Genomic DNA, 20204 nt, shown 5'->3' with positions numbered 1-20204 from the left:
TCCTTGGGTGGCGGACGGGTCAGCGGTGGTCGGTCTCGGCGGAGGCGGCGTCAACCTCGGCATCGGCCGGCCTCGGAATGAGGAAGGACGAGGCCAGGGCCAGGGCCAGAATGACCAGACCCGCAATGATACCGGCGTAATATCCGGTGGACCCGGCACCGTCGGCCGGGGTGGCGGCCGTCTTCACCGCGTAAATCACGGCGAAGCTCAGCCCGGCACCGAGGTTGAAGGCACCCGCGTTAAGGCCGGGCAGGAAGCCGGGATTTTCCCGCGGGGAGAGCACAATGCCCAGTCCGTTGAGCATGATGTTGCTGATGCCGGCATAGGTGATGCCGATGAGTACGGACACGCCCAGCAGCCCCAGCCGGGAGTCGCTGCCGACCATCAGGAGCATCAGCGCCAGGGTGATGACGGAGCCGATCAGGCCGATCCGCAGCACCTTCCCGTATCCCCAGCTGGCGGCCAGCCGGCCGGCGATGGGACCCAGGAGCAGGCCCGCGAGGGCGTAGGGCGTAAGGGTCCACCACGCGGATTCCTCGGCGCCCATGCCGAACCCGACGGTGCCGTCCTGCGCCAGGGCCGGGATGATCCCGTTGATCACGGCAAACACACCGGTCATGGTCAGCAGCGTGGTCAGCAGCAGGGCCCAGGTGGAGCGCTGCTTTAGCAGGTAGGTGGCGACGAGCGGCTGCTCGGTACGGTTCTCCACCTTCCAGAACGCCACGAACGCGATCACGCCGATGGCGATCAGGGCTGCCACCAGGGTCCAGTTGGCGTCCGACAGCTTGCCGGCCTCATTGAACGCGGTGAGCAGGGTGCCCACCGAGATAACCAGGGGGACAACGCCTACCCAGTCCATCTTTTCCTTCTTCTCGGCCCGGGATTCCGGTGCCAGGAAGAAGAGCAGGGCGGTGGCGACGGCACCGACAACGGCCATGGACCAGAAGACCGAGGCGAACCCGTGGTTTTCCGCGAGGTAGCCGCCGGCAACGGCGTCGACCCCGGCGATGCCGCCGTTGACGGCCGTGATGACGCCCATCAGGGTGCCGTACAGCTTGGGGTCGCGGATCTCCACGCGCAGCATGATCAGCGTCAGCGGCACCACCGGTCCCGAAACGCCCTGGATGAGGCGGGCGATGAACAGGACTTCAATGCTCGGGGCCAGGGCGGCCACCACGGAGCCGATGGTCAGGACCACCAGCATGCCGGTGAGGACCTTCTTGCGGCCAATGATGTCGCCGAGGCGCGGCAGGAACAGGGAGAACAACGCGGCGGCGGTGAAGAATGCGGTCTGCGTCAGGCCCACTGCCGCCGAGGTGGTGTCCAGCTCCTCCTCGATCCGTACCAGTGCCGGGGAAAGCATGGAGGCGTTGAGCTGGAACGCCACACAGGCGGCCAGCAGTGCGGCCATCAGTGCGCCGACGTTTACCCGCCGGCGGGCGGTTTCAGTCACCGGTTTACCTCGACTTTGGCTTTGGCGCCGGCCGGGGGAGCCTGGTCAGCAGCTGCCTGGCTGTTGAGTTCGGCAGGCTTGGGGATGAGGAAGGACGTGGCCAGGGCCAGGCCCAGAATGATGACGCCGGCAATGACGCCGCCGTAATAGCCTTCGGTTCCGGAGCCGCCGGTAACGGTGGTGGCGGTCTTGGCCGCGTAGATCACGGCGAAGCTCAGGCCGGCGCCCAGGTTGAATGCACCGGCGTTGAGGCCGGGCAGGAAGCCGGGGTTCTCCTTCGGGGAAAGCATGACACCCAGCCCGCTGAGCATCACGTTGCCGATGCCGGCGTAGGTGATGCCGACCAGGATGGAGATCGCCAGCAGGCCCATCCGCGAATCGTTGCCGACCACGGGAAGCATCAGCATCAGCGCAATGACGGAGCCGATGGTGCCGATCCGCAGCACCTTGGCGTAGCCCCAGCTGCCGGCCAGCCGGCCGGCGAACGGACCCACGATGAGGCCGGCGAGGGCGTAGGGGGTAATGGTCCACCAAGCCGACTCTTCGGCACCCATGCCGAAGCCCACGGCGCCGTCCTGTGCCAGGGCGGGGATGATGCCGTTCATAACGGCGAAAACGCCGGTCATGGTCAGCACGGTGGTCAGCAGCAGGGCCCAGGTGGAGCGCTGCTTCAGCAGATAGGTGGCGATCAGCGGCTGCTCGGTCCGGTTCTCAACCTTCCAGAACACCGTGAACGCGATGACGGCGATGACGATCAGGCCAATGACCAGCGGCCAGTTGGCATCCCCCAGCTTGCCGGCCTCGTTGAAGGCGGTCAGCAGGGTGCCGACCGAGATGACCAGGGGAACGACGCCCACCCAGTCCATCTTTTCCTTCTTCTCCGCCCGGGACTCCGGTACGACGGCGATGACGAGGGCGGCAGCCAGCACGCCGACGACGGCCATCGACCAGAAGATCGACGCGAAGCCGTGGTTCTGGGCCAGATAGCCGCCGGCAATCGCGTCGACGCCGGCGATGCCGCCGTTGACTGCGGCAATAACACCCATCAGGGTGCCGTACAGCTTGGGGTCACGGATTTCCACCCGCAGCATGATCATCGAGAGCGCCACCGTGGGGCCGGAAACACCCTGGATCAGGCGGGCAAGGAACAATACCTCGATGCTGGGGGCCAGGGCAGCGATCACTGAACCGATGGTCAGGACCACCAGCATGCCGCCGAGGACCTTCTTGCGGCCGATGATGTCGCCGAGCCGCGGCAGGAACAGGGAGAACAGTGCAGCAGCGGTGAAGAACGCCGTCTGCGTCAGGGCGACGGCAGCGGAGGTGGTGTTAAGTTCCTGTTCGATGGTGAACAGGGCGGGGGAGAGCATGGAGGCGTTGAGCTGGAACGCCACGCAGGCGGCCAGCAGCGCGGACATCAGGGCGCCGACGCTTACCCGGCGGCGGGTCGTTTCACTCACAGTTCAACCTCGCCAATGCGCTGGAGGGCGTCCACAACCAGGTCCCAGAACTTCTGGTGATCCAGGTCCACGGCCACGGAAGTGTTGCAGTCCGCGGGGGCCGGTGCGCGGAAGTCCGCCACCGTCATGCCAAGGGTCAGGGTGCCGGTCAGTTCCACGTCCAACGGGACGCGCTGCGTGGTCATGACCGAGCGGTCGATGACGTAGGCGACGGCGCACGGGTCATGCACGGGCGGGAAGTCGAAGCCCTGGGCGTCTTTATACGCCTCGCCGAAGAACTCCAGCAGTTCGCCGACGAATTTCGCGGGCCGGGTGCCGACGGCGGTGATGCGCGCCGCGACTTCGTCCGTGGCCAGGGCCTGGTGCGTGAGGTCCAGGCCGACCATGGTCAGCGGCCACTTCTCGTTGAACACGATGTGTGCTGCTTCGGGATCGATCTTGATGTTGAACTCGGCCACCGCGGACCAGTTGCCCACGTGGTAGCCGCCGCCCATGAGGACAACTTCCTTGACCCGTTCGGCGATGCGCGGTTCCTTGCGCACGGCCATGGCGATGTTGGTCAGGCCTGCGGTGGGGACGAGGGTGACGGTGTTCGGCTCGTGTCCCATAACCGTGTCGATAATGAGGTCCACCGCGTGGCGGGAGTCCAGTTCAAGGGTGGGCTCGGGCAGTTCGGGGCCGTCCATGCCGGAGTCGCCGTGGATGTCCGGGGCGTTCTCGATGGTGCGGACCAGAGGCCGGTCACAGCCGGCGGCGAAGGGAATGCCTGTGATATTTGCAACACGGGCAATTGCCAGTGCGTTACGTGTCACCTTCTCCAGGGTCTGGTTTCCGACGACGGTTGTCACCGCCAGGAGGTCGATCTCCGGGCTGCCGTGTGCCAGCAGCAGGGCGACCGCATCATCATGCCCGGGATCGCAATCCAGGATGATTTTGTGGGGCATTACGTCTCCGCTTCGTTGAGGTTCTAGCTCCGGGACCGCAGTTCCGGCATTGCGGCGTCCGGCTCCGGTACTCCTGCAGCGGTCCGCAGCGGTGCGGACATGGGGGAGTGCCTGCCTGGCACCAGAATTAACGATATAGACGTATTGCGGACCACTCCGCCGGGGCTCCTGCCGCGCACCGGCCGGGACTCCGCCCCGATTTGCCATCTGCCCGCCCGGAAATTATGCTGTCTGCCGCTCATTCGCGGGCGGGCGCGGATCCGGGCCGCTGCCTCCCCTCCAGCATGCTCCGAGTGCCGGGCTCCCACCAGACAGGCAACACGATTGGGGTTGCCCGGGGGTTATTCGATGAAGCTTCCTTCGGCTCCCGACGGAGAGCGGCCGCCCCGCTCCACGGAGGGGCGGGACGGCCACAGATGCCTTTTTCGTTACCAGCGGACCTTTCGCTCCCGCGGACCCTGCTTCGTATTCGGGTGCGTGGGCTTATGGTCCTTTCCCAGGCTTTGCCAGCCGGGCAGGGCGGTCTCGGGAACGGACCCGAGCAGCTGGGCGCCCGCCTCGCTAAGCCGTGCCTGGGCAGCCGGAGCGAGATGGATTTCTACCGGCGGAAGTACAGGTTGCACGGATTCGGGCTTTTTCTTCTTAGGTGCACGCATGGCGTCTCCAATGGCTAACGGCCGCTGAGGCGGAAGATTCGGGCACCGTCCCGGGCACGCCGACGGCGTGCAGGCTCAACCGGCTAGGATCCGCGGGAAGACGGGCGGGCTCGGAGGCAGGGCCTCAACAAGCTCTGAACTGGGTGGTGTCTGCGGTGGTTCGATGTGCTGCCGTAATGCTCGGCAGCAGCGTGACTGAAATCCAGCACTACTCGAATATTAGGAGTCCCATGCCGAGACCATAACAGCGCGCCGGCCCGCCGGATAGCCCCATCCGGCAATCTGCCGCACCGACGATCTGCCGCTCCGACGACGACGACGGCGGCACCTCGGGTTGGTGCCGCCGTCGTCGCGGGGTGGTCAAGGCGATACCGGCTAGAACGTCAGCACTATCCGGCCGCGCAGCCCGCCGGCCTCGAGCCGGCGGTGTGCTTCGGCGGCGCGTTCGGCGGGCAGGACATCGGCGATCCGCAGGCTGAGCAGGTCCGCTTCAGCCAGTGCCCGCAGCCGGTCCAGCTTCACTCCGGAGGAGTACTCCTCGCTGACGCGGATCTGATGCACGGTGATTCCGCGGCCGGGATCCCCGTTCCACCCACGGACGGTGGCAAACCCGCCGCCGTCGCGCACTGCACCCGCTGCGAGCCCGTTCATCACGGCCGCGTCCGCCACGGCATCGACGCCGTCGGGGAAGAGTTTCCGGATCCGCTCGGCGACGTCGTCGCCGCGTTCCACCACATGGTCCGCGCCGAGGGCAGCCACCACGTCCGCATCCTGTTCGGAAGCGTCCGCGACGACGGTCAGCCCGGCTTCCTTGGCCAGCTGCACCAGGTAGTTGCCCAGGGTTCCGGCGGCACCGGTAATAGCCAGGACCGAGCCTTCGGGAAGATCCAGCTTTTCCAGTGTCTGCACAGCGGTGAGGCCGTTCATCGGCAGCGTGGCGGCGGCCTCCAGCCCGAGCCCGGCGGGCACGCGGGCGATGGAGTCCGACGGCGCCACCAGATACTCGGTATAGGCACCCCGCCGAGCGGCCCGGGGCAGGGCCAGGGCCATGACTTCGTCGCCGATCCGCCAGTGCGCGCCGTCGCCCACCTCGTCCACCACTCCCGCGGCGTCCATGCCCGGAATGTAGGGAGGTTCCTGTCCGCCCATGTCCTGGGCACCGGAGCGCAGCACGGTGTCCGTGGGGCTGACGGCTGCGGCCCGTACCCGGATGCGGACCTCGCCGGGACCGGCGTGGGGTTCGGGTACCTCGAGGACCTCCAGGACCTCGGGACCGCCGAAGGCGCGGATACCAACAATCTTCATCAGAAAACTCCTCTTACGGCGCAGGTGCGGTTAAGCGGCCGGGCCGGGAATGATGCGCTGTTCGGCCAGGCGGCCAAAGAGTTCCAGGAACCGGTCCTCCGAGTCCAGGCAATCGGCAAAGCCGGCCTGGCGGGCCTTGATGGTGGAGGAGACGTTGTCGAACTCCGAGCGGAAAATGAAATCGGCGAATTCCCAGCGGACCAGGTCCTCGTAGGGAATCCGTTCCAGGCCGTGCCGTTCGGCCATCTGCGCCCAGAGGTCGCGGTACTGCGGCATGGCGTCCGTCAGGGGCACAGGCTGCGGTTCCGCGTACTCCATGCCGAAGTACTTGGCGAACGCCGGCCACAGCTGCCGCCAGCGGAACTGGTCGCCGTTGGTGATGTTGTAGATTTCCCCTGCCGCGGAGGGTTCCGAGCCGGCCCAGACCGCTGCACGGGCAAGCAGCTCGGCATCGGTGACCTGGTACAGGGCGTCGTATGCCGCCACGGTGCCGGGGAAGCGCAGCGGCTGGCCCAGTTCCTTGCTGATGCTGGCATAGACCGCGATGGCCATCAGCAGGTTCATCGGGTTGCCGGTGGCATACCCGATGACGCCCTCGGGACGCAGCACGGTCAGGGTGAAACCGCGTTCGGCGGCCACCTGGCGCAGCAGGTCTTCCTGGTCGTAGTAGAAGTTGGGCTGGATCAGCCGCGGATCCCGTTCCTTGGCCGGGGCGTTGAAATAACCCAGATGCGCGCCGTACGCTTTTCCGCCCTGGTAGAGCGTGACGTGGCGCAGCGGGGCTCCGGCGGCGTGCAGGCCGTCCAGGGTGTTCCGCAGCAGGGCGGTGTTGACCTCGGACAGTTCCGCCGACGTCGGGCGCTCAATGTAGGCGCCGAAGACCAGATGCGTGGTGTCCGACGCCGGCGCCAGGCCTTCGCGGGCCTTTTCGGCGTCCAGCAGGTCCACGGAGAGGTGCTCCCAGCCCGCGCCGGGCACCGGGCGGCGGCTGGCTCCGCGGACTTTCCAGCCGCGGCGGGCGTACTCGTCTGCGGCATGCCGGCCGATAACTCCGCCGGCGCCGGCTACCAGCACCACGCCGGTACCCTGCCCGTGCGGCCGCGCTGCCGTACGTGCCTGGTCCTGCTCAATGATGCCCGGCCGGGGATTGGCTCCGGCGTGTGATTCAGCGGCTGCTTCCGGGGTGGTTTCCATTGGTTCTCCTGTTGATTCCGTAAAACCTGGTCAACGGCCAGTACGTCGACGATATCGATCATCAGGGTGCTTATGAAAATCCTGAAGGGTACCTGGCGCGATTCGACAGGCAATCCTGCCGGTGCTCAACCGAACGTAGGCTGGAAACGTGAACACTTTTACGCTTCCGGACCGCAGCTGGGCCGAGACCGCCATCCGCCGCATTGAGGCCGAAGGGGCGCGCTCGGCCGATACGCACCTGTTCCAGGTTCCGGTCCCCGCCGGCTGGTCCGTGCAGGTTTACCTGAAGGACGAGTCCACCCACCGCACCGGCAGCCTCAAGCACCGCCTCGCCCGCTCCCTGTTCCTCTTCGGCCTGGTGAACGGCTGGATCACTGAAGGCACCACCATTGTGGAAGCTTCCAGTGGGTCCACTGCTGTCTCCGAGGCCTATTTCGCCCAGCTGCTGGGGCTGCCGTTCGTGGCCGTGATGCCGGAGACCACCAGTGCGGAGAAGATCCGGCTGATCGAGCACTACGGCGGGCGCTGCCACTTCGTCCAGGAGCCTTCCCAGGTTTACGCCGCCGCGGAGGCCGTCGCGGCAAGCACCGGCGGGCACTACATGGACCAGTTCACGTATGCCGAACGCGCCACGGACTGGCGGGGCAACAACAACATTGCCGAATCGATCTTTTCCCAGATGGCCCGGGAAGACCATCCGCTGCCGGACTGGATAGTCGTGGGTGCGGGCACCGGCGGCACCAGTGCCACCATCGGCCGGTACATCCGCTACCACCGGTACCCCACGCGGCTGGCGGTGGTGGACCCGGAAAACTCCGCGTTCTTCCCCGCCTGGCAGAATCCGGGCGAGCCAGCCGCCGGACGGCCCTCCCGGATCGAAGGCATCGGCCGGCCCCGGCCGGAACCCAGCTTCGTTCCAGCCGTGATCGACCACATGATCCAGGTCCCCGACGCTGCATCGGTTGCCGCCTCGCGGCACCTGCGCCGGCTGACCGGGCTGCACGCCGGACCGTCCACCGGCACCAACCTCTGGGGTGTGTGGCAACTGGCCGCAGCCATGGAAGCCGAGGGCCGTGCCGGAAGCATCGTTTCGCTGGTGTGCGATTCGGGGGACCGGTATGCCGCGTCCTACGGCGACGACGCCTGGCTGCAGTCCCGCGGGCTGGACCCCGCGCAGGCCACGGCTGTGCTGGAGGAACTGTTTAGGACCGGGCGGTGGCCCGCCGGCTGATCAGTCCTGCGGGCACCAGGCGTCCTCGCGCCGTCGTCATGAGGAGGCCATTGATCGTTACCCAAAATTGTTGACAATCGTGTTCACCAAAAATACCGTGTGTGTGACTTAGCTAACTTTTTACACGGAAACCGGGGAATGACAATGAAGCCAATTCTTAGGCTGCTGGCCGCCTCCACTGCGGTCCTGGCTCTTGCCGCCTGCGGCTCGGGTTCGCCCAGCGGGGAAACCGAAGACACCGGCGAGGCCGGCGGCGGGGAGCTGACCAAGGTGACCGTCGGAGTTATTCCCATCGTGGATGTGGCACCGATCTACCTCGGCGTCCAGGAGGGCTTCTTCGAAGAGGAAGGCCTGGAATTGGAACTGCAGCCGGCCCAGGGCGGAGCGGCCATTGTTCCTGCCGTCATGAGCGGCAGCATGGACTTCGGCTTCAGCAACATCTCCTCGATGCTGCTGGCCAACTCCAAGGGCCTGGATGTGCAGATGGTTGCCGCCGGAGCCGCGTCGACAGGCGAGGACGGCGCCGATTTCGGCGGCATCCTGGTCAACCCGGATTCCGGGATCGAGTCGGCGGCGGACCTCGCAGGCAAGAAAGTCGCCGTAAACACGCTCAACAACATCAACGACACCACCGTCCGGGCCTCCGTGCGCAAGGCAGGCGGCGACCCGTCGGGCATCGAGTTCGTAGAGCTGGCCTTCCCCGACATGCAGGCCGCCCTGGAACGCGGCCAGGTGGACGCCATCCAGGTGGTGGAGCCCTTCCTGACGGGTGGGCAGAACGCCGGGTCCACTGCGATTGCTTCCAACTACGTGGATACCGCGGAGGATCTGACCGTCGCCGCCTACTTCACGACGTCGGCGAAGGCCGGGCAGGATGCCGAAACGGTGGAGAAATTCACGGCGGCCATGAACAAGTCCTTGGAATATGCGCAGGAGAACCCCGACGCCGTCCGCGAGGTCCTGCTCACCTACACCAAGATCGACGCCGAGACCGCGAAGGCACTCACCCTGCCCAGCTTCACCACGGAGATCAACCGCGCCGGCGTCGAAACGCTCGCGGAGCTTTCGCTCAGTGACGGTTTGATCAGCGAAGAGCCGAAGCTGGATGAGTTGCTGCCGTAATGAGTACTGACGTGCTGAAACCCGGCCGGGCCGCGCAGCCACGCGCAGCCCGGCCGGGTGCGCGCCGCCCCCTGCCGAAACCGGTGCTGGGCCTGGCCGGGGTTCTTGGCTTCCTGCTGATCTGGGAACTGGTTCCTCGAGTCGGCCTGGTCCAGCCCCGCTTCCTGCCCCCTGCTTCGGAAGTCATCATCGCCCTCGCTCGGGACTTCGGCTTGACTGCCTTCTGGGTGGCCGTGGGGCACACCCTAATGGCCTGGGCCATCGGCCTGGCAGCCGCCGTCGTCGCCGCCGGCCTCCTGGGCCTGGTGATCGGCATGAGCCCGTTCCTGCGCCGCTTTACCAACTCCACCATCGAGTTCCTGCGCCCGGTTCCTTCCGTGGCGCTGATCCCGCTGGCCGTGCTGCTGTTCGGCGTCAAAATCGAATCGTCGCTGATGCTGATCATCTATGCCTGCTTCTGGCAGGTGCTGATCCAGGTGCTGTACGGGGTGGCCGACGTCGACAATGTGGCAACGCAGACGGCGCAGTCCTACGGGTTCTCCAAGCTGCAGCGGATCCGGCACGTGGTGTTTCCCACCGTGCTGCCGTACCTGATGACGGGCATCCGCCTCGCGGCCTCCGTGGCCCTGATCCTGGCCATCACCGCCGAGCTGATCATCGGCTCGCCCGGGCTCGGGCGCGAGATTGCCGACGCCCAGTCCGGCGGTGCCATCTCCGGCATGTACGCACTGGTGCTGGCCACCGGCCTGCTGGGCGTGGCGATCAATGTGGTGATGCGCCAGGTCGAGCAGCGCCTGCTGTCCTGGCATCCGTCCGTCCGCGGGGAGGTTGTGCTGTGAGGATCCTCAAGAGCGTTGCCTATGTGGTTGCGCTGCCCCTGCTGCTGGTGCTCCTGTGGTGGGCTTCCACCCGCGGCGAACCGAACTTCTTCGTGCCCACCCCCGCAGCCCTGGTGGATGTCTTCGGTCCCACCTGGTTTGAGGGACGGATCACCGGGGACGTCCTGCCGTCGGTGGGCCGGCTGCTCGCCGGGCTCGCCATCGCGATCATCCTGGGCATCGTCGTCGGGCTGCTGGTGGGCCTGAACCGGACGCTGCGGGCGCTGACCGAACCCGTGTTCGAGTTTTTCCGTGCCCTGCCGCCCCCGGTGCTGGTTCCGGTGCTGATCCTGCTGGTGGGCCTCAACGACGGCATGAAGGTTGCCGTAATTGTGGTCGGCTGCATCTGGCCGGTGCTGTTGAACACCATCGAAGGGGTGCGCTCCATCGACCCGGTGCAGAACGAAACGACCCGGTCCTACGGTATTTCCGGGCTGAACCGGATCCGCTACCAGGTGCTGCCTTCTGCCGCTCCCACCATCATGGCCGGCATCCGGCAGTCGCTGTCCATCGGCCTGATCCTGATGGTCATTTCGGAAATGTTCGGTTCCTCCTCGGGGCTGGGCTTCACTATCCTGCAGTTCCAGCGGTCCTTCGCCATTCCGGAGATGTGGTCCGGCATCCTGGTGCTCGGCCTGATCGGCCTGGCCTTGTCCCTGATCTTCCAATGGTGCGAACGGCGCGTGCTGCGCTGGTACCACGGCCTTAAAGAGGTAGAAAATGCAGCCTGACGCCATCTCCGCCAAGACAACTCCGGTACCGGCAGGGGCAACACCTTCCGGGCGTACCCTGCCCGAGGGGGAAGCGCTGCTCTCGGTCCGCGGGCTGAAAAAGGTCTACTCCACCGACGGCGGCCCCATCGAAGCCGTCCGCAACCTCACCTTCGACCTGGGCCACGGCGAGCTGGCCTGCCTGGTCGGTCCCTCCGGCTCCGGCAAGACGACGCTGCTCAAGTGCATTGCGGGACTGCTTGGCGCCACCGAGGGCGAGGTATTGCTCGACGGCAAGAAGGTCACGGCACCGCCCAAGAAAATGGCCGTGGTGTTCCAGGAATACGGCCGTTCCCTGTTTCCCTGGCTGCGGGTCGCGGACAACGTGGAACTGCCCCTGAAGAACGCCGGCGTGCCCAAGGCGGAACGCCGGCAGCGGGTTGCCGACGCGCTGGAAGCGGTGGGGCTGGAGCACGTGCCCAAGTCCTACCCCTGGCAGCTGTCCGGAGGCATGCAGCAGCGGGTGGCCATTGCCCGCGCCGTGGCGTACCAGCCGGAGGTGCTGCTGATGGATGAGCCGTTTGCCGCCGTCGATGCCCAGACCCGCGCCGATCTGGAGGACCTCACCCGGCGGCTGTGGAAGGACCTGGGCATGACCATCCTGTTCGTCACGCATGACATCGACGAATCCGTGTATTTGGGCGAACGCGTGATCATCCTGTCCTCCTCGCCCACCGTGGTGCAGGAGGACATCCGGATCGACCTGCCGGAGGACCGCGACCAGCTGGAGACCCGCGGACTGCCGCGCTTCACCGAACTGCGCCACCATGTGTACGAGCAGATCCAGCTGGCCAAGAAGGGGCACCGCCCGGACGCGGCGCTCGCCTAGTTCCTGTCCAGCCAACGACGGCGGCCCCTCCCGCGAAGGAGGGGCCGCCGTCGTTATGCGTGGCTCAGTTGGCGGGAAGCTCCACGGGGGGAGTGCCGTGGGTGTGGAAGGTGTCGATGGTCTTCATGCCCCAGGCCTGGCCCTTGGCGCGCTCGGCCTCGGTCCATTCGATGGTCTTCCAATCGGGTGCCAGGATCAGGCGGGCACCGGCGTTGCAGAATTCGATCCGGTTGCCGCCGGGCTCATACACGTACAGGAAAAAGGTCTGCTGGATGGCGTGCTTGTGCGGCCCGGTTTCGATGTGGATGCCGTTTTCCAGGAAGATATCCGCGGCCTTGAGGATGTCTTCGCGGGTGTCGGTGGCGAAGGCGACGTGGTGCAGGCGCCCGCTGCTGCCGGTCCAGTCGCCGCTGTAGACCAGGTCGTAGGACTTGTTGGAGAAGGTAAACCATTGGCCGGAGAGCCTGCCGTTGTCCAGCCGGATCTGCTCGGTGGGCTTGCCGCCCAGCACCTCTTCGACAAAGCGGCCGTTCTCGGCAACGTCGGCGCCCAGGAAGTTCACGTGGTCCAGGCGGCGGGCGTTCACCCCGCGGCCCGGGAAGCGGTCCGCCTGGTTCTTCAGTGCCGGACGGAACTCCTCGGAGGGGACATGCCATTCGCTTTCGAAGTAAATGTCCATCGGATGCCCGTCCGGATCGGTGAAGGCGTAGGTCTTGCCCATGCCCGGGCCGCCGTCGTGCCAGCCGACTCCGCGTCCTGCCGCCTCGATCGCCGCGACGCGCCGCTGCAGGGCCTCTTCGCTGGCGGCGCGCAGGCCAAGGCGCCCGATGCCGGAGGTCTCGTGGGCGGTCAGCTTGATGGTGTGGTGTTCGTAGTCGTCCCATGCGTGCAGGTAGGCGGAATCGCCCTCACGCGCGACTTCGCGCATGGCCAGCAGCTCGGTGAAGAACCAGAGGCTCTTTTCGAAATCCGGAGTGTAGAGTTCCACGAAGCCCAGATGGGCCACGTCGCGAAAAGCATTAGCCATAGCGGTGTCCTTTGCAGTCTGCTCGATTGGCATGCGCTTCGGTACCGGGCCGCCGCTCGGACGCCCGCCGCGAAGCGGTGCTGAGAGTCAACCAGCGACCCTCCGTATTGTCAACAATTTCGCAGACAATGTGGATCAGGGGTTTCCAGCCTTGGCAAGGGAGGATAGCCAGCGGAGCGTGCCTTCCGTCATCCAGCCGGGAGTGCCTAGTCCGCGCAGGTACGCCAGGGAATCTTCCACCTCATGGGTGCGGCGCACGGCGTGCGTGTGCGAGCCCTGAATCAGGCGCGCGACCAGATCGGTGCCGTCGGGGCCCAGTTCCCCCGCAATTTCCGCCAGCAGCCACTCCTCGGAGCCCGCCGCCTTTCCAGCCGCCTGGCATTCCAGTACCAGCCCGGCGAGTCCCTTCATGAAGACACTGCGCAGGAGCTTGCGTCCGGCCGCCGCACCCGGAGCGCCGGGAACCGTCTCCACCGGCGAACCGAGTCCTTCCATCAGGGCGGCAAACCGGTCCGCCGCGGATCCGCTGACCGCCAGCGGGGTGCGGCTGCCGGCGCGGGGAACGGGGGCCATTACGGCCACGTCCACCAGCGGCACGCCGTAGCCTGCGGCGAGCTTCGCAAGTTCGGCCTTGTCCTCCGGGCCGGATGTGTTGAAATCCGCGAACAGCGCACCGGGCGGCAGCAGCGGAAGCGCCTGCTCAGCGACGCTGCGGGCCGCAGCGGCTCCGACCAGGCTGATGGCCAGATCGGTTCCCTCCACGGCTTCGGCCAGTGAATCGAACTGGCGGATGCCGGCCGCCCTCGCGTCGGTGAAGGGATCGTAGCCTCTGACCTCGGCCCCCGCCTCCGCCAGCCCGAGGGCATACAGACGTCCGGCTTCGCCCAGTCCCAGTACCGTCACCGCAGTCATTTTTGTGTCCTCTCGTACGTGTCCGCTGATTATTGCCATGATTGTCAACAATTCCAAGCGCCGCCCCCGATACGGGGGCCGATAGCCCGCGGGGCAGTGATAACTTGGCGTGACAGCCAAAATGACGGGGAGACGGATCCGTTTCGCCAAGGAGTTACCGATGACAACAAATGCAGCAGCTACCACCAGTAACGCTGCGCAGGTGGCCGACTCAATCCGTGCGGCCATCCTTGAAGGCGAGCTTGTGCCGTCCCAGCGGCTCGTGGAAGCGGACCTGTGCACCCGGTTCTCCGCGAGCCGCAGCGCCGTCCGCTCCGCCCTGGCCGAGCTTGCCGTTGAAGGCGTGGTGGAACGGGTGCAGAACCGCGGCGCGCGGGTGCGGTCCGTGCCGGTGGACGAAGCGGTGGAAATCATCGAGGTCCGCGGCGTCCTGGAAGCCCTGTGTGCCCGAAAAGCCGCAGAGCGGATCGACGCCGGCCAGGCGTCCGAACTCCGGCAGATGGCCGATGAAATGACCTCCGCCGTAAAGGCCGGAGAATTGATGCGCTACTCGGAGATCAACTCCAGGCTGCACCGCCGAATAGTGGAAATCAGCGGCCAGGGCACGGCGGGGGCCACCATTGAAAGGCTGCGGGCGCAGAATGTGCGCCATCAGTTTCGGCTGGCTGTCCAGCCCGGGCGGGCCGGCGTCTCCCTGCCCGAGCACGTGGAGATCATCGAGGCTATCTGCAACGGGCAGGGAGACCAGGCCGCCAGGATGATGGAAGCCCATATGGTCAGCATTGCGGATGCCATTCGCCGGGCAGGGCCTGTTTCAACGCACTAAGTTCCTGCTTCCCCTGGCCCCTCGACGCAGCTTCCCGCCCGGTGGTGGCCCCCGTTTGGCGGGGGTGCGCCTACGGCCGCCGCTTGTGTACAGGTAAGGCGGCCTGCGCGTTGCCTTGTGTACAGCTAAGGCGACCTGCGGGGGGCCTAGGGGTCCTTAGCTGTACGGAAGGTGAAGCGGTCCCGACATTAGCTGTACGGAAGGTGCGCCCCGGCAGCACACTTGCCCACCCGGTGGTGCCGGTGTTGCTCGTGGGGCCACGGGGGGTGCTCACCTTCCGCAGACCGGGAATCCCTGCGGTATCCGCGTGCAGGTGACGTCCTGTCCCGGTGGACCTAGTCGCCGTCTACCGAGCGCGCGGCGCGGTTGGCGGCTGCGGCTGCCCGGAAGAGGATCACCATCTGGAAGACCAGGGCCAGAAAAGTGATACCGATACCCGTCGGACCTCCGGCCAGCACCTGTGCAGCCACAGCCGCCACCAGCCCGAAACCACCAACGGGCCACATTTTCTTCACCACAGGCAAGGCTGCGCTGTGTCCGGCAATCCATGCCTCATCGGACGCCTTTGTGTGGCGGGTGCGGATCCCCATGGAAGCATTCGCCCCGATAAGGCCTTCAGCTGCCTGGCGTGTAACTGCAACGCAGACGCCCGGCAGGAAGATGAGGACAAGCAAGAGGGGAATCAGGCCGCCGAGTTCCTCAGACATGGACTGCTGCTCCCAGATGAAGCAGGCCGAAACCGGCCGGCAGCGGACTGCCCAAAACATATATCCCCGTAGTCATACCATCGAATCTAACGCATAGGTCGAGCGACCGCCGGGACGAGGCCGACCTCCCGCAGTCGGTCGGGGAGCACTGGATCGGCCGCAGAGGCCTTTGTTGCCGTTATTGTCAACAATATCGTTGACGAGGTACATTCTTGTGGTGCAGACCACACCAGAGCTTTTCTCGTCTCTCCCGGCGTCCGTACGCGCCCGCGGCAGCCAGATGGGCATCCCCTGCTGGTTTATGCGCGGAGGCACCTCCCGGGGTCCGTTCTTCCGCCGTGCCGACCTTCCGACTGACCCGCAGCGCCGGGACGAGCTGCTGCTGGCCGCCCTCGGATCGGGACACCCGCTGCAGATCGATGGGCTCGGCGGCGGCAATCCGCTCACGAGCAAGGTGGGGATCGTGGATGCCAGCAGCCGGGACGGAGTGGACCTGGAGTTCCAGTTCGCGCAGCTCCAGCCCACGGGGAACACCGTGGACACCACTGCCAACTGCGGAAACATGCTTGCCGCCGTCGTTCCGTTCGCGGTGGAGGCCGGGTTGCTCGTTCCCGACAGTGACACCACCACGGCCCGGGTCCTGACGCTGAACACGGGCATGGTGGCTGAAATCAGCATTCCGACGCCGTCCGGGGACCAGGGCAGGTTTGTCGAGTACGCCGGTGAGACAGGTATCGACGGCGTTCCCGGCACGGCGGCAGCGGTCACCATCAACTTCCTGGACACGGCCGGTTCCGTGTGCGCCTCGCTGCTTCCCACCGGACACTCCAGCGACACCCTGGAGCTCGACGGCGTAGGCCCGGTCCGCGTCACGTGCATCGACAACGGCCAACCACTGGTGATGGTCCGGGCCGAGGACCTGGGCCGGACCGGATACGAGTCCGCCGCCGACTTGAACCGAGACACCGAACTCAAGCGGACGCTGGAGGCACTGCGGCTCCAAAGCGGGCACCTGATGGGGCTGGGGGACGTCTCCGCTAGGAACTACCCCAAGATGACGCTGATCGCTGCGCCCGCACACGGGGGAACACTCACCACCCGCAGCTTCATCCCGCATGTCTGCCACGAATCCATCGGTGTGCTGGCAGCCGTCACCGCTGCCACCGCCTGCGTCATTGACGGCACCGTGGCCCGGGAGGTCAGCACCCTCAACGAGTCCGGCACCGGAGGGGACGTGACGGTTTCGGTGGAGCACCCCTCCGGGGAATTCACCGTGGAACTCGGGCTGGACCCGAAGGACCCGCAGCACGTCACCAAGTCCGCACTGCTGCGCACGGCCCGGCTGATTATGGCCGGCGAAGTTCTGGTTCCGCGCCGCCTCCGGACCGCCGGGGCGGCAGCAGCAGAGGAGAATGCCCGATGATCATCGATTGCCACGGCCACTACACCACCGCCCCGCCGGCCCTGGGCACTTGGCGCGACCGGCAGATTGCGGCGCTCGCCGATCCCGGCGTGGCCGCCCCGGACCCGGCGGACCTGGTGATCAGCGATGACGAGCTGCGCGAAAGTATCTCGGCGAACCAGCTGCGCCTGATGGATGAGCGCGGCATCGACCTGACCGTTTTCTCGCCCCGTGCCTCGTTCATGGCGCACCACGTGGGGGACTTCTCCACCTCCGCCGCCTGGGCGGCCATCTGCAATGAGCTGTGCTTCCGCGTCAGTGAGCTTTTCCCGGAGCGCTTTGTTCCGGCGGCCATGCTGCCGCAGTCACCCGGGGTGGATCCGGCGTCGTGCATTCCGGAGCTGGAACGCTGCGTCAACGAATACGGTGCCGTCGCGTTGAACCTCAACCCGGATCCCTCGGGCGGCTACTGGACCTCCCCTCCGCTGACGGACCGCTCCTGGTACCCGATCTACGAAAAGATGGTCGAATACGGGCTGCCGGCGATGATCCACGTCAGTACGAGCGTGAATCCCGCCTTCCACACCACCGGGTCGCACTACCTCAACGCGGACACCACCGCGGTGATGCAGCTGATCCAGGGGGACCTTTTTAAGGACTTCCCGGAGTTGAAGTTCGTGATTCCGCACGGCGGCGGGGCCGCGCCCTACCACTGGGGGCGCTTCCGCGGGCTGGCCATGGCGCTGAAGAAGCCGCCGCTGGAGGAACACCTGCTGAACAACGTTTTCTTCGACACCTGCGTCTACCACCAGCCCGGCATCGACCTGCTGCTGGAAGTGATGCCCACCCGGAACATCCTCTTCGCCTCCGAGATGATCGGAGCGGTGCGCGACATCGATCCGGGCACCGGATTCAATTTCGATGACACCGGGCGGTACCTGGCTGCGGCGGGCCTGGCCGGCGAGGAACTCGCCGATATCCGTGAGCACAATGCCCGTGCCGTCTATCCGCGCCTGGATGCGCTGTTGACGCGGCAGGGCCGGGAACCCCAAAGGAGCAGCACCCATGCATGAACTCGGAGTGGTCCACCGCAGCATCACCCGTGCCCCGCAGGCCGATATCGAGGCTTTGGCCCCGTACGGCACCAGCACCGTGCACGAGGCCCTGGGCCGGTTGGGCCTGATGCGCCCCTACATGCGCCCCGTCTACCCGGGGGCCAGACTTTGCGGCCCGGCGGTGACGGTGCTGCTGCAGCCGGGGGACAACTGGATGCTGCACGTGGCCGTTGAGCAACTGCAGCCCGGCGACGTGCTGGTGGCAGCCTGCACCACGGAGAGCGAAGACGGCTTCTTCGGCGAGCTGCTGGCCACTTCGGTGCGTGCACGCGGCGGTGTTGGCCTGGTGATCGACGGCGGTTGCCGCGACGCAGCAGCACTGCAGGAGATGGACTTTCCCGTGTTCTCGCGTGCCATCAGTTCCAAAGGCACGGTCAAGGCGACCCTGGGATCGGTGAACGTGCCGATAGTGTGCGCCAACGCCCTGGTGAACCCCGGCGACGTGGTGGTCGCGGACGTGGACGGCGTCGTCGTTGTTCCCGCGGACCGTGCCGCGGAGGTGGCCGAAGCCTCCAGGAAGCGCGAGGACAACGAAGCGGACAAGCGTGAACGCCTGGCGGCCGGGGAACTTGGACTGGACATGTACAAGATGCGGGGTCCGCTGGAAGCAGCGGGGCTGCGCTACATCGATTAGCGCACGTGCGGGGCGGCGCCCTACCGCTCCGCGAGCGGAGGAAGGGCTCGCTTGAATCCGATGTGGGATGCCTCAAAGCCCAGCCGCTGGTAGAAGCGGTGGGCAGAGTCCCGCTTCGCGTTGGAGGTGAGCTGGACCAGCTCCGCACCGTTCCGCCGGCCCTCCGCCGCCCAGTCCATCATGGCCGTACCGAGCCCGTTGGACCGGAGATCGGCACGGACATGGACGGCTTCAACCTGCAGCCGGGTCGCTCCGCTCGAGCGTGTAGGCGTCGGATGAACCGGCTGGGAACCCCGGCGCGTCGGCCTGCAGCAGACGCACGATCGGCCCGACGTCGTCGCGTGCCGCCCTGCGCACGGAAAAGGAACCATTGAGCAGGGCGGCGGGACGGATTTCCATGCGTGCAGTCTCCCACAGGGCCGCAATCGGGCTCCGTCCATTGACCCGGCGGCCCGGGCGCGGGCAGGGTTAATGGACCGGCTCACCGTTGCCGCCGTCGGGAGCCATACGCTTCGAATCCGGCGCGGCACTCTTTCCCGGTCCAGCGACAGACTGTAGAGAGGCAGCTGTGGGCGAAAACCTCAGGCGGGTCCGCAGAATAGCGCAGGTGCAGTTCGGGGCTCCGGAGCCCGTGGACATCTACGCCCAGACTTGTGCCCGGCTCGATGCGGCGATTGCCGCCACTGCGGCACGCCAGGACGTGGCGAGGAACCAGATGCGCGCAGCCTGGGAAGTGATGCGGCACTACAGTGCGGTGACGCGTGCCTACGAAATCCGGTTGCGAGCGTTGGAAGCCGTGGTTGCTGAGGACCGGCTGGCCGCAGGCCAAGCCGTCACGCTCGCCGAAACCGCGCGCCGCATGTATGACCTGGCGGTACGCATTGAAGCCACGGCGCGCCACCATTTTGAGGTTGTCCGTGCGAAGGAATCCCGTGTGGAGGAATTGATGCAAAAACTGACAAGTTCCAAGGCGCAGTTGAAGCTGGCGCAGACGGCGCAGAACCACCGAAACCGGCTTCGCTCCCTCGAAGCGGCCGTTGAGCAGGACCCGCTGATCCACAGCCGAAGCCGCTCCGACCGCGAACTGCACGAGGCAGCCAGGCTGGCCCGTGAAGCAGAGGCACTGGCAGGGCTGAAGGGAGGCTGGTCCTGATGTCCCCGCAGATCCAACCGGTACTGGCCACCGTTCCGCTTAGTCCCCGGCATCCCCATTCGGTGAGAACCATCGTGGGCCTGAGCGTGGCAGCACTGCTGTTCCTCGTGATGGGCGGCGGTGACCTGGCCACGCTGCTTATTGGGTTCGGGTTCCTTGTCCACCCCGTTCAGGCAGTCACGGACAAGCTGGTCCGCTGGCCCCGGCAGGACCGGGTGGACGCAGAGGCCCTGACCCTGGTGGTCCGTGAGTACTTTTATAACGCTCCCGCGGTGGATACGAAGGGCGTACGCGAACTGGCCGCGAAACGGCAGCTGCAGGTCAACGACGACGGCGGCGGGCAGCTGCGCATCGCCCTCACCGGACGGCTGAAGCCCAGCGCGGCCGGCAGCAGGCCCGAGGCCAGGATGTCCTTCAAATGCGGTGACGTGGGGCTGATGGACTTCGACCGGCTGCTGCAGAACGCCGAGGGTGACCCGCCCGTCCGGCGTGCGACTGACCGGATGCGCCGTCCGGACACCGGGGCAGCCGCCTGAACCAGGTGGCGGTGGAGCACCCCGCAGCCCGGCCGCAGGAACGGCGGCAA

The 20204-nt window shown here is 66.4% G+C and carries 21 protein-coding genes; 11 read left to right on the top strand and 10 right to left on the bottom strand.

Translation table 11 applies throughout. The annotated features are described in order from the left end of the window. Positions 1-19 precede the first annotated feature (19 nt). The 5 genes from uriT (LOC60_RS15220) to LOC60_RS15200 all read right to left on the bottom strand — a co-directional run bounded on the left by uriT (LOC60_RS15220) (position 20) and on the right by LOC60_RS15200 (position 7012). Positions 20-1453 (bottom strand): uridine transporter UriT, encoded by a 1434-nt coding sequence (uriT, locus tag LOC60_RS15220; protein WP_331460839.1) that lies wholly within the window; start codon positions 1451-1453, stop codon positions 20-22. Continuing rightward, complete coding sequence (gene uriT / locus LOC60_RS15215; RefSeq protein WP_331460838.1) at positions 1450-2913, bottom strand: uridine transporter UriT; 1464 nt, start codon at positions 2911-2913, stop codon at positions 1450-1452. The genes uriT (LOC60_RS15220) and uriT (LOC60_RS15215) overlap by 4 nt, the downstream gene beginning before the upstream one ends. Then, positions 2910-3857, bottom strand: a complete 948-nt coding sequence (uriH, locus tag LOC60_RS15210; protein WP_230026486.1) for a uridine-preferring nucleoside hydrolase UriH — start codon at positions 3855-3857, stop codon at positions 2910-2912. The genes uriT (LOC60_RS15215) and uriH overlap by 4 nt, the downstream gene beginning before the upstream one ends. Before the next feature lie 1031 nt (positions 3858-4888). Further along, positions 4889-5818: an NADP-dependent oxidoreductase gene (locus LOC60_RS15205; RefSeq protein ID WP_230026485.1), complete on the bottom strand. Its 930-nt coding sequence runs from the start codon at positions 5816-5818 to the stop codon at positions 4889-4891. A gap of 30 nt (positions 5819-5848) precedes the next feature. After that, positions 5849-7012: an SDR family oxidoreductase gene (locus LOC60_RS15200; protein ID WP_230026484.1), complete on the bottom strand. Its 1164-nt coding sequence runs from the start codon at positions 7010-7012 to the stop codon at positions 5849-5851. Positions 7013-7160: 148 nt separating this feature from the next. Here LOC60_RS15200 and LOC60_RS15195 point away from each other — a divergent pair, with 148 nt between their 5' ends. From LOC60_RS15195 to LOC60_RS15175, 5 genes are all read left to right on the top strand, one after another. Continuing rightward, complete coding sequence (locus LOC60_RS15195) at positions 7161-8243, top strand: PLP-dependent cysteine synthase family protein (protein ID WP_230026483.1); 1083 nt, start codon at positions 7161-7163, stop codon at positions 8241-8243. Between the two features lie 144 nt (positions 8244-8387). Then, a complete protein-coding gene (locus LOC60_RS15190; protein ID WP_230026482.1) occupies positions 8388-9365 on the top strand; it encodes an ABC transporter substrate-binding protein in 978 nt (325 codons plus the stop codon). Continuing rightward, positions 9365-10204 (top strand): ABC transporter permease, encoded by an 840-nt coding sequence (locus LOC60_RS15185; RefSeq protein ID WP_230026481.1) that lies wholly within the window; start codon positions 9365-9367, stop codon positions 10202-10204. Before LOC60_RS15190 ends, LOC60_RS15185 begins: the two co-directional genes overlap by 1 nt. Beyond that, the gene (locus LOC60_RS15180; protein ID WP_230026479.1) at positions 10201-10974 is read left to right on the top strand and encodes an ABC transporter permease; all 774 of its coding nucleotides are present in this window, start codon (positions 10201-10203) and stop codon (positions 10972-10974) included. Before LOC60_RS15185 ends, LOC60_RS15180 begins: the two co-directional genes overlap by 4 nt. After that, positions 10964-11842 (top strand): ABC transporter ATP-binding protein, encoded by an 879-nt coding sequence (locus LOC60_RS15175; protein WP_230026478.1) that lies wholly within the window; start codon positions 10964-10966, stop codon positions 11840-11842. The genes LOC60_RS15180 and LOC60_RS15175 overlap by 11 nt, the downstream gene beginning before the upstream one ends. 64 nt (positions 11843-11906) lie before the next feature. Here LOC60_RS15175 and LOC60_RS15170 read toward each other — a convergent pair whose 3' ends face one another. Together LOC60_RS15170 and LOC60_RS15165 are read right to left on the bottom strand one after the other, a co-directional pair. Continuing rightward, positions 11907-12869 carry a catechol 2,3-dioxygenase gene (locus LOC60_RS15170; protein WP_230026477.1) on the bottom strand — a complete coding sequence of 321 codons (963 nt, stop codon included), beginning with the start codon at positions 12867-12869 and terminating at the stop codon, positions 11907-11909. Between the two features lie 135 nt (positions 12870-13004). Continuing rightward, the gene (locus LOC60_RS15165; protein ID WP_230026476.1) at positions 13005-13781 is read right to left on the bottom strand and encodes an NAD(P)-dependent oxidoreductase; all 777 of its coding nucleotides are present in this window, start codon (positions 13779-13781) and stop codon (positions 13005-13007) included. Between the two features lie 160 nt (positions 13782-13941). Here LOC60_RS15165 and LOC60_RS15160 point away from each other — a divergent pair, with 160 nt between their 5' ends. Further along, a complete protein-coding gene (locus LOC60_RS15160; protein ID WP_230026475.1) occupies positions 13942-14607 on the top strand; it encodes a GntR family transcriptional regulator in 666 nt (221 codons plus the stop codon). Between the two features lie 335 nt (positions 14608-14942). Here the strand turns inward: LOC60_RS15160 and LOC60_RS15155 are convergent, their stop codons facing one another. Next, positions 14943-15314 (bottom strand): SdpI family protein, encoded by a 372-nt coding sequence (locus LOC60_RS15155; RefSeq protein ID WP_230026474.1) that lies wholly within the window; start codon positions 15312-15314, stop codon positions 14943-14945. Between the two features lie 217 nt (positions 15315-15531). Between LOC60_RS15155 and LOC60_RS15150 the strand changes: the two genes are divergently transcribed. From LOC60_RS15150 to ligK, 3 genes are read left to right on the top strand one after another with little or no spacing between them, the layout of a single operon-like run. Then, entirely contained in the window at positions 15532-16737 is a 1206-nt protein-coding gene (locus tag LOC60_RS15150) for a 4-oxalomesaconate tautomerase (protein ID WP_230026472.1), read from the top strand. Beyond that, positions 16734-17789: an amidohydrolase family protein gene (locus LOC60_RS15145; RefSeq protein ID WP_230026471.1), complete on the top strand. Its 1056-nt coding sequence runs from the start codon at positions 16734-16736 to the stop codon at positions 17787-17789. Before LOC60_RS15150 ends, LOC60_RS15145 begins: the two co-directional genes overlap by 4 nt. Beyond that, on the top strand, positions 17782-18465 hold the full coding sequence (gene ligK, locus LOC60_RS15140; RefSeq protein ID WP_230026470.1) for a 4-carboxy-4-hydroxy-2-oxoadipate aldolase/oxaloacetate decarboxylase: 684 nt from the start codon (positions 17782-17784) through the stop codon (positions 18463-18465). The genes LOC60_RS15145 and ligK overlap by 8 nt, the downstream gene beginning before the upstream one ends. Before the next feature lie 20 nt (positions 18466-18485). Here the strand turns inward: ligK and LOC60_RS15135 are convergent, their stop codons facing one another. Continuing rightward, a complete protein-coding gene (locus LOC60_RS15135) occupies positions 18486-18707 on the bottom strand; it encodes a GNAT family N-acetyltransferase (protein WP_230026515.1) in 222 nt (73 codons plus the stop codon). Beyond that, positions 18697-18864 carry a hypothetical protein gene (locus LOC60_RS15130; RefSeq protein ID WP_230026518.1) on the bottom strand — a complete coding sequence of 56 codons (168 nt, stop codon included), beginning with the start codon at positions 18862-18864 and terminating at the stop codon, positions 18697-18699. The genes LOC60_RS15135 and LOC60_RS15130 overlap by 11 nt, the downstream gene beginning before the upstream one ends. Before the next feature lie 169 nt (positions 18865-19033). On the opposite strand from LOC60_RS15130, the gene LOC60_RS15125 reads away from it, so the two are divergent. Beyond that, on the top strand, positions 19034-19618 hold the full coding sequence (locus tag LOC60_RS15125) for a hypothetical protein (RefSeq protein ID WP_230026469.1): 585 nt from the start codon (positions 19034-19036) through the stop codon (positions 19616-19618). Beyond that, on the top strand, positions 19618-20154 hold the full coding sequence (locus tag LOC60_RS15120) for a hypothetical protein (protein ID WP_230026468.1): 537 nt from the start codon (positions 19618-19620) through the stop codon (positions 20152-20154). The genes LOC60_RS15125 and LOC60_RS15120 overlap by 1 nt, the downstream gene beginning before the upstream one ends. Positions 20155-20204 lie beyond the last annotated feature (50 nt).

Origin of the sequence: Arthrobacter sp. zg-Y769 (genome assembly GCF_020907405.1) — a bacterium.
GTDB lineage: Bacteria > Actinomycetota > Actinomycetes > Actinomycetales > Micrococcaceae > Arthrobacter_B.
Note: the sequence above shows the minus strand (reverse complement) of the source record. Positions and strands in the feature narration are given on the sequence as shown.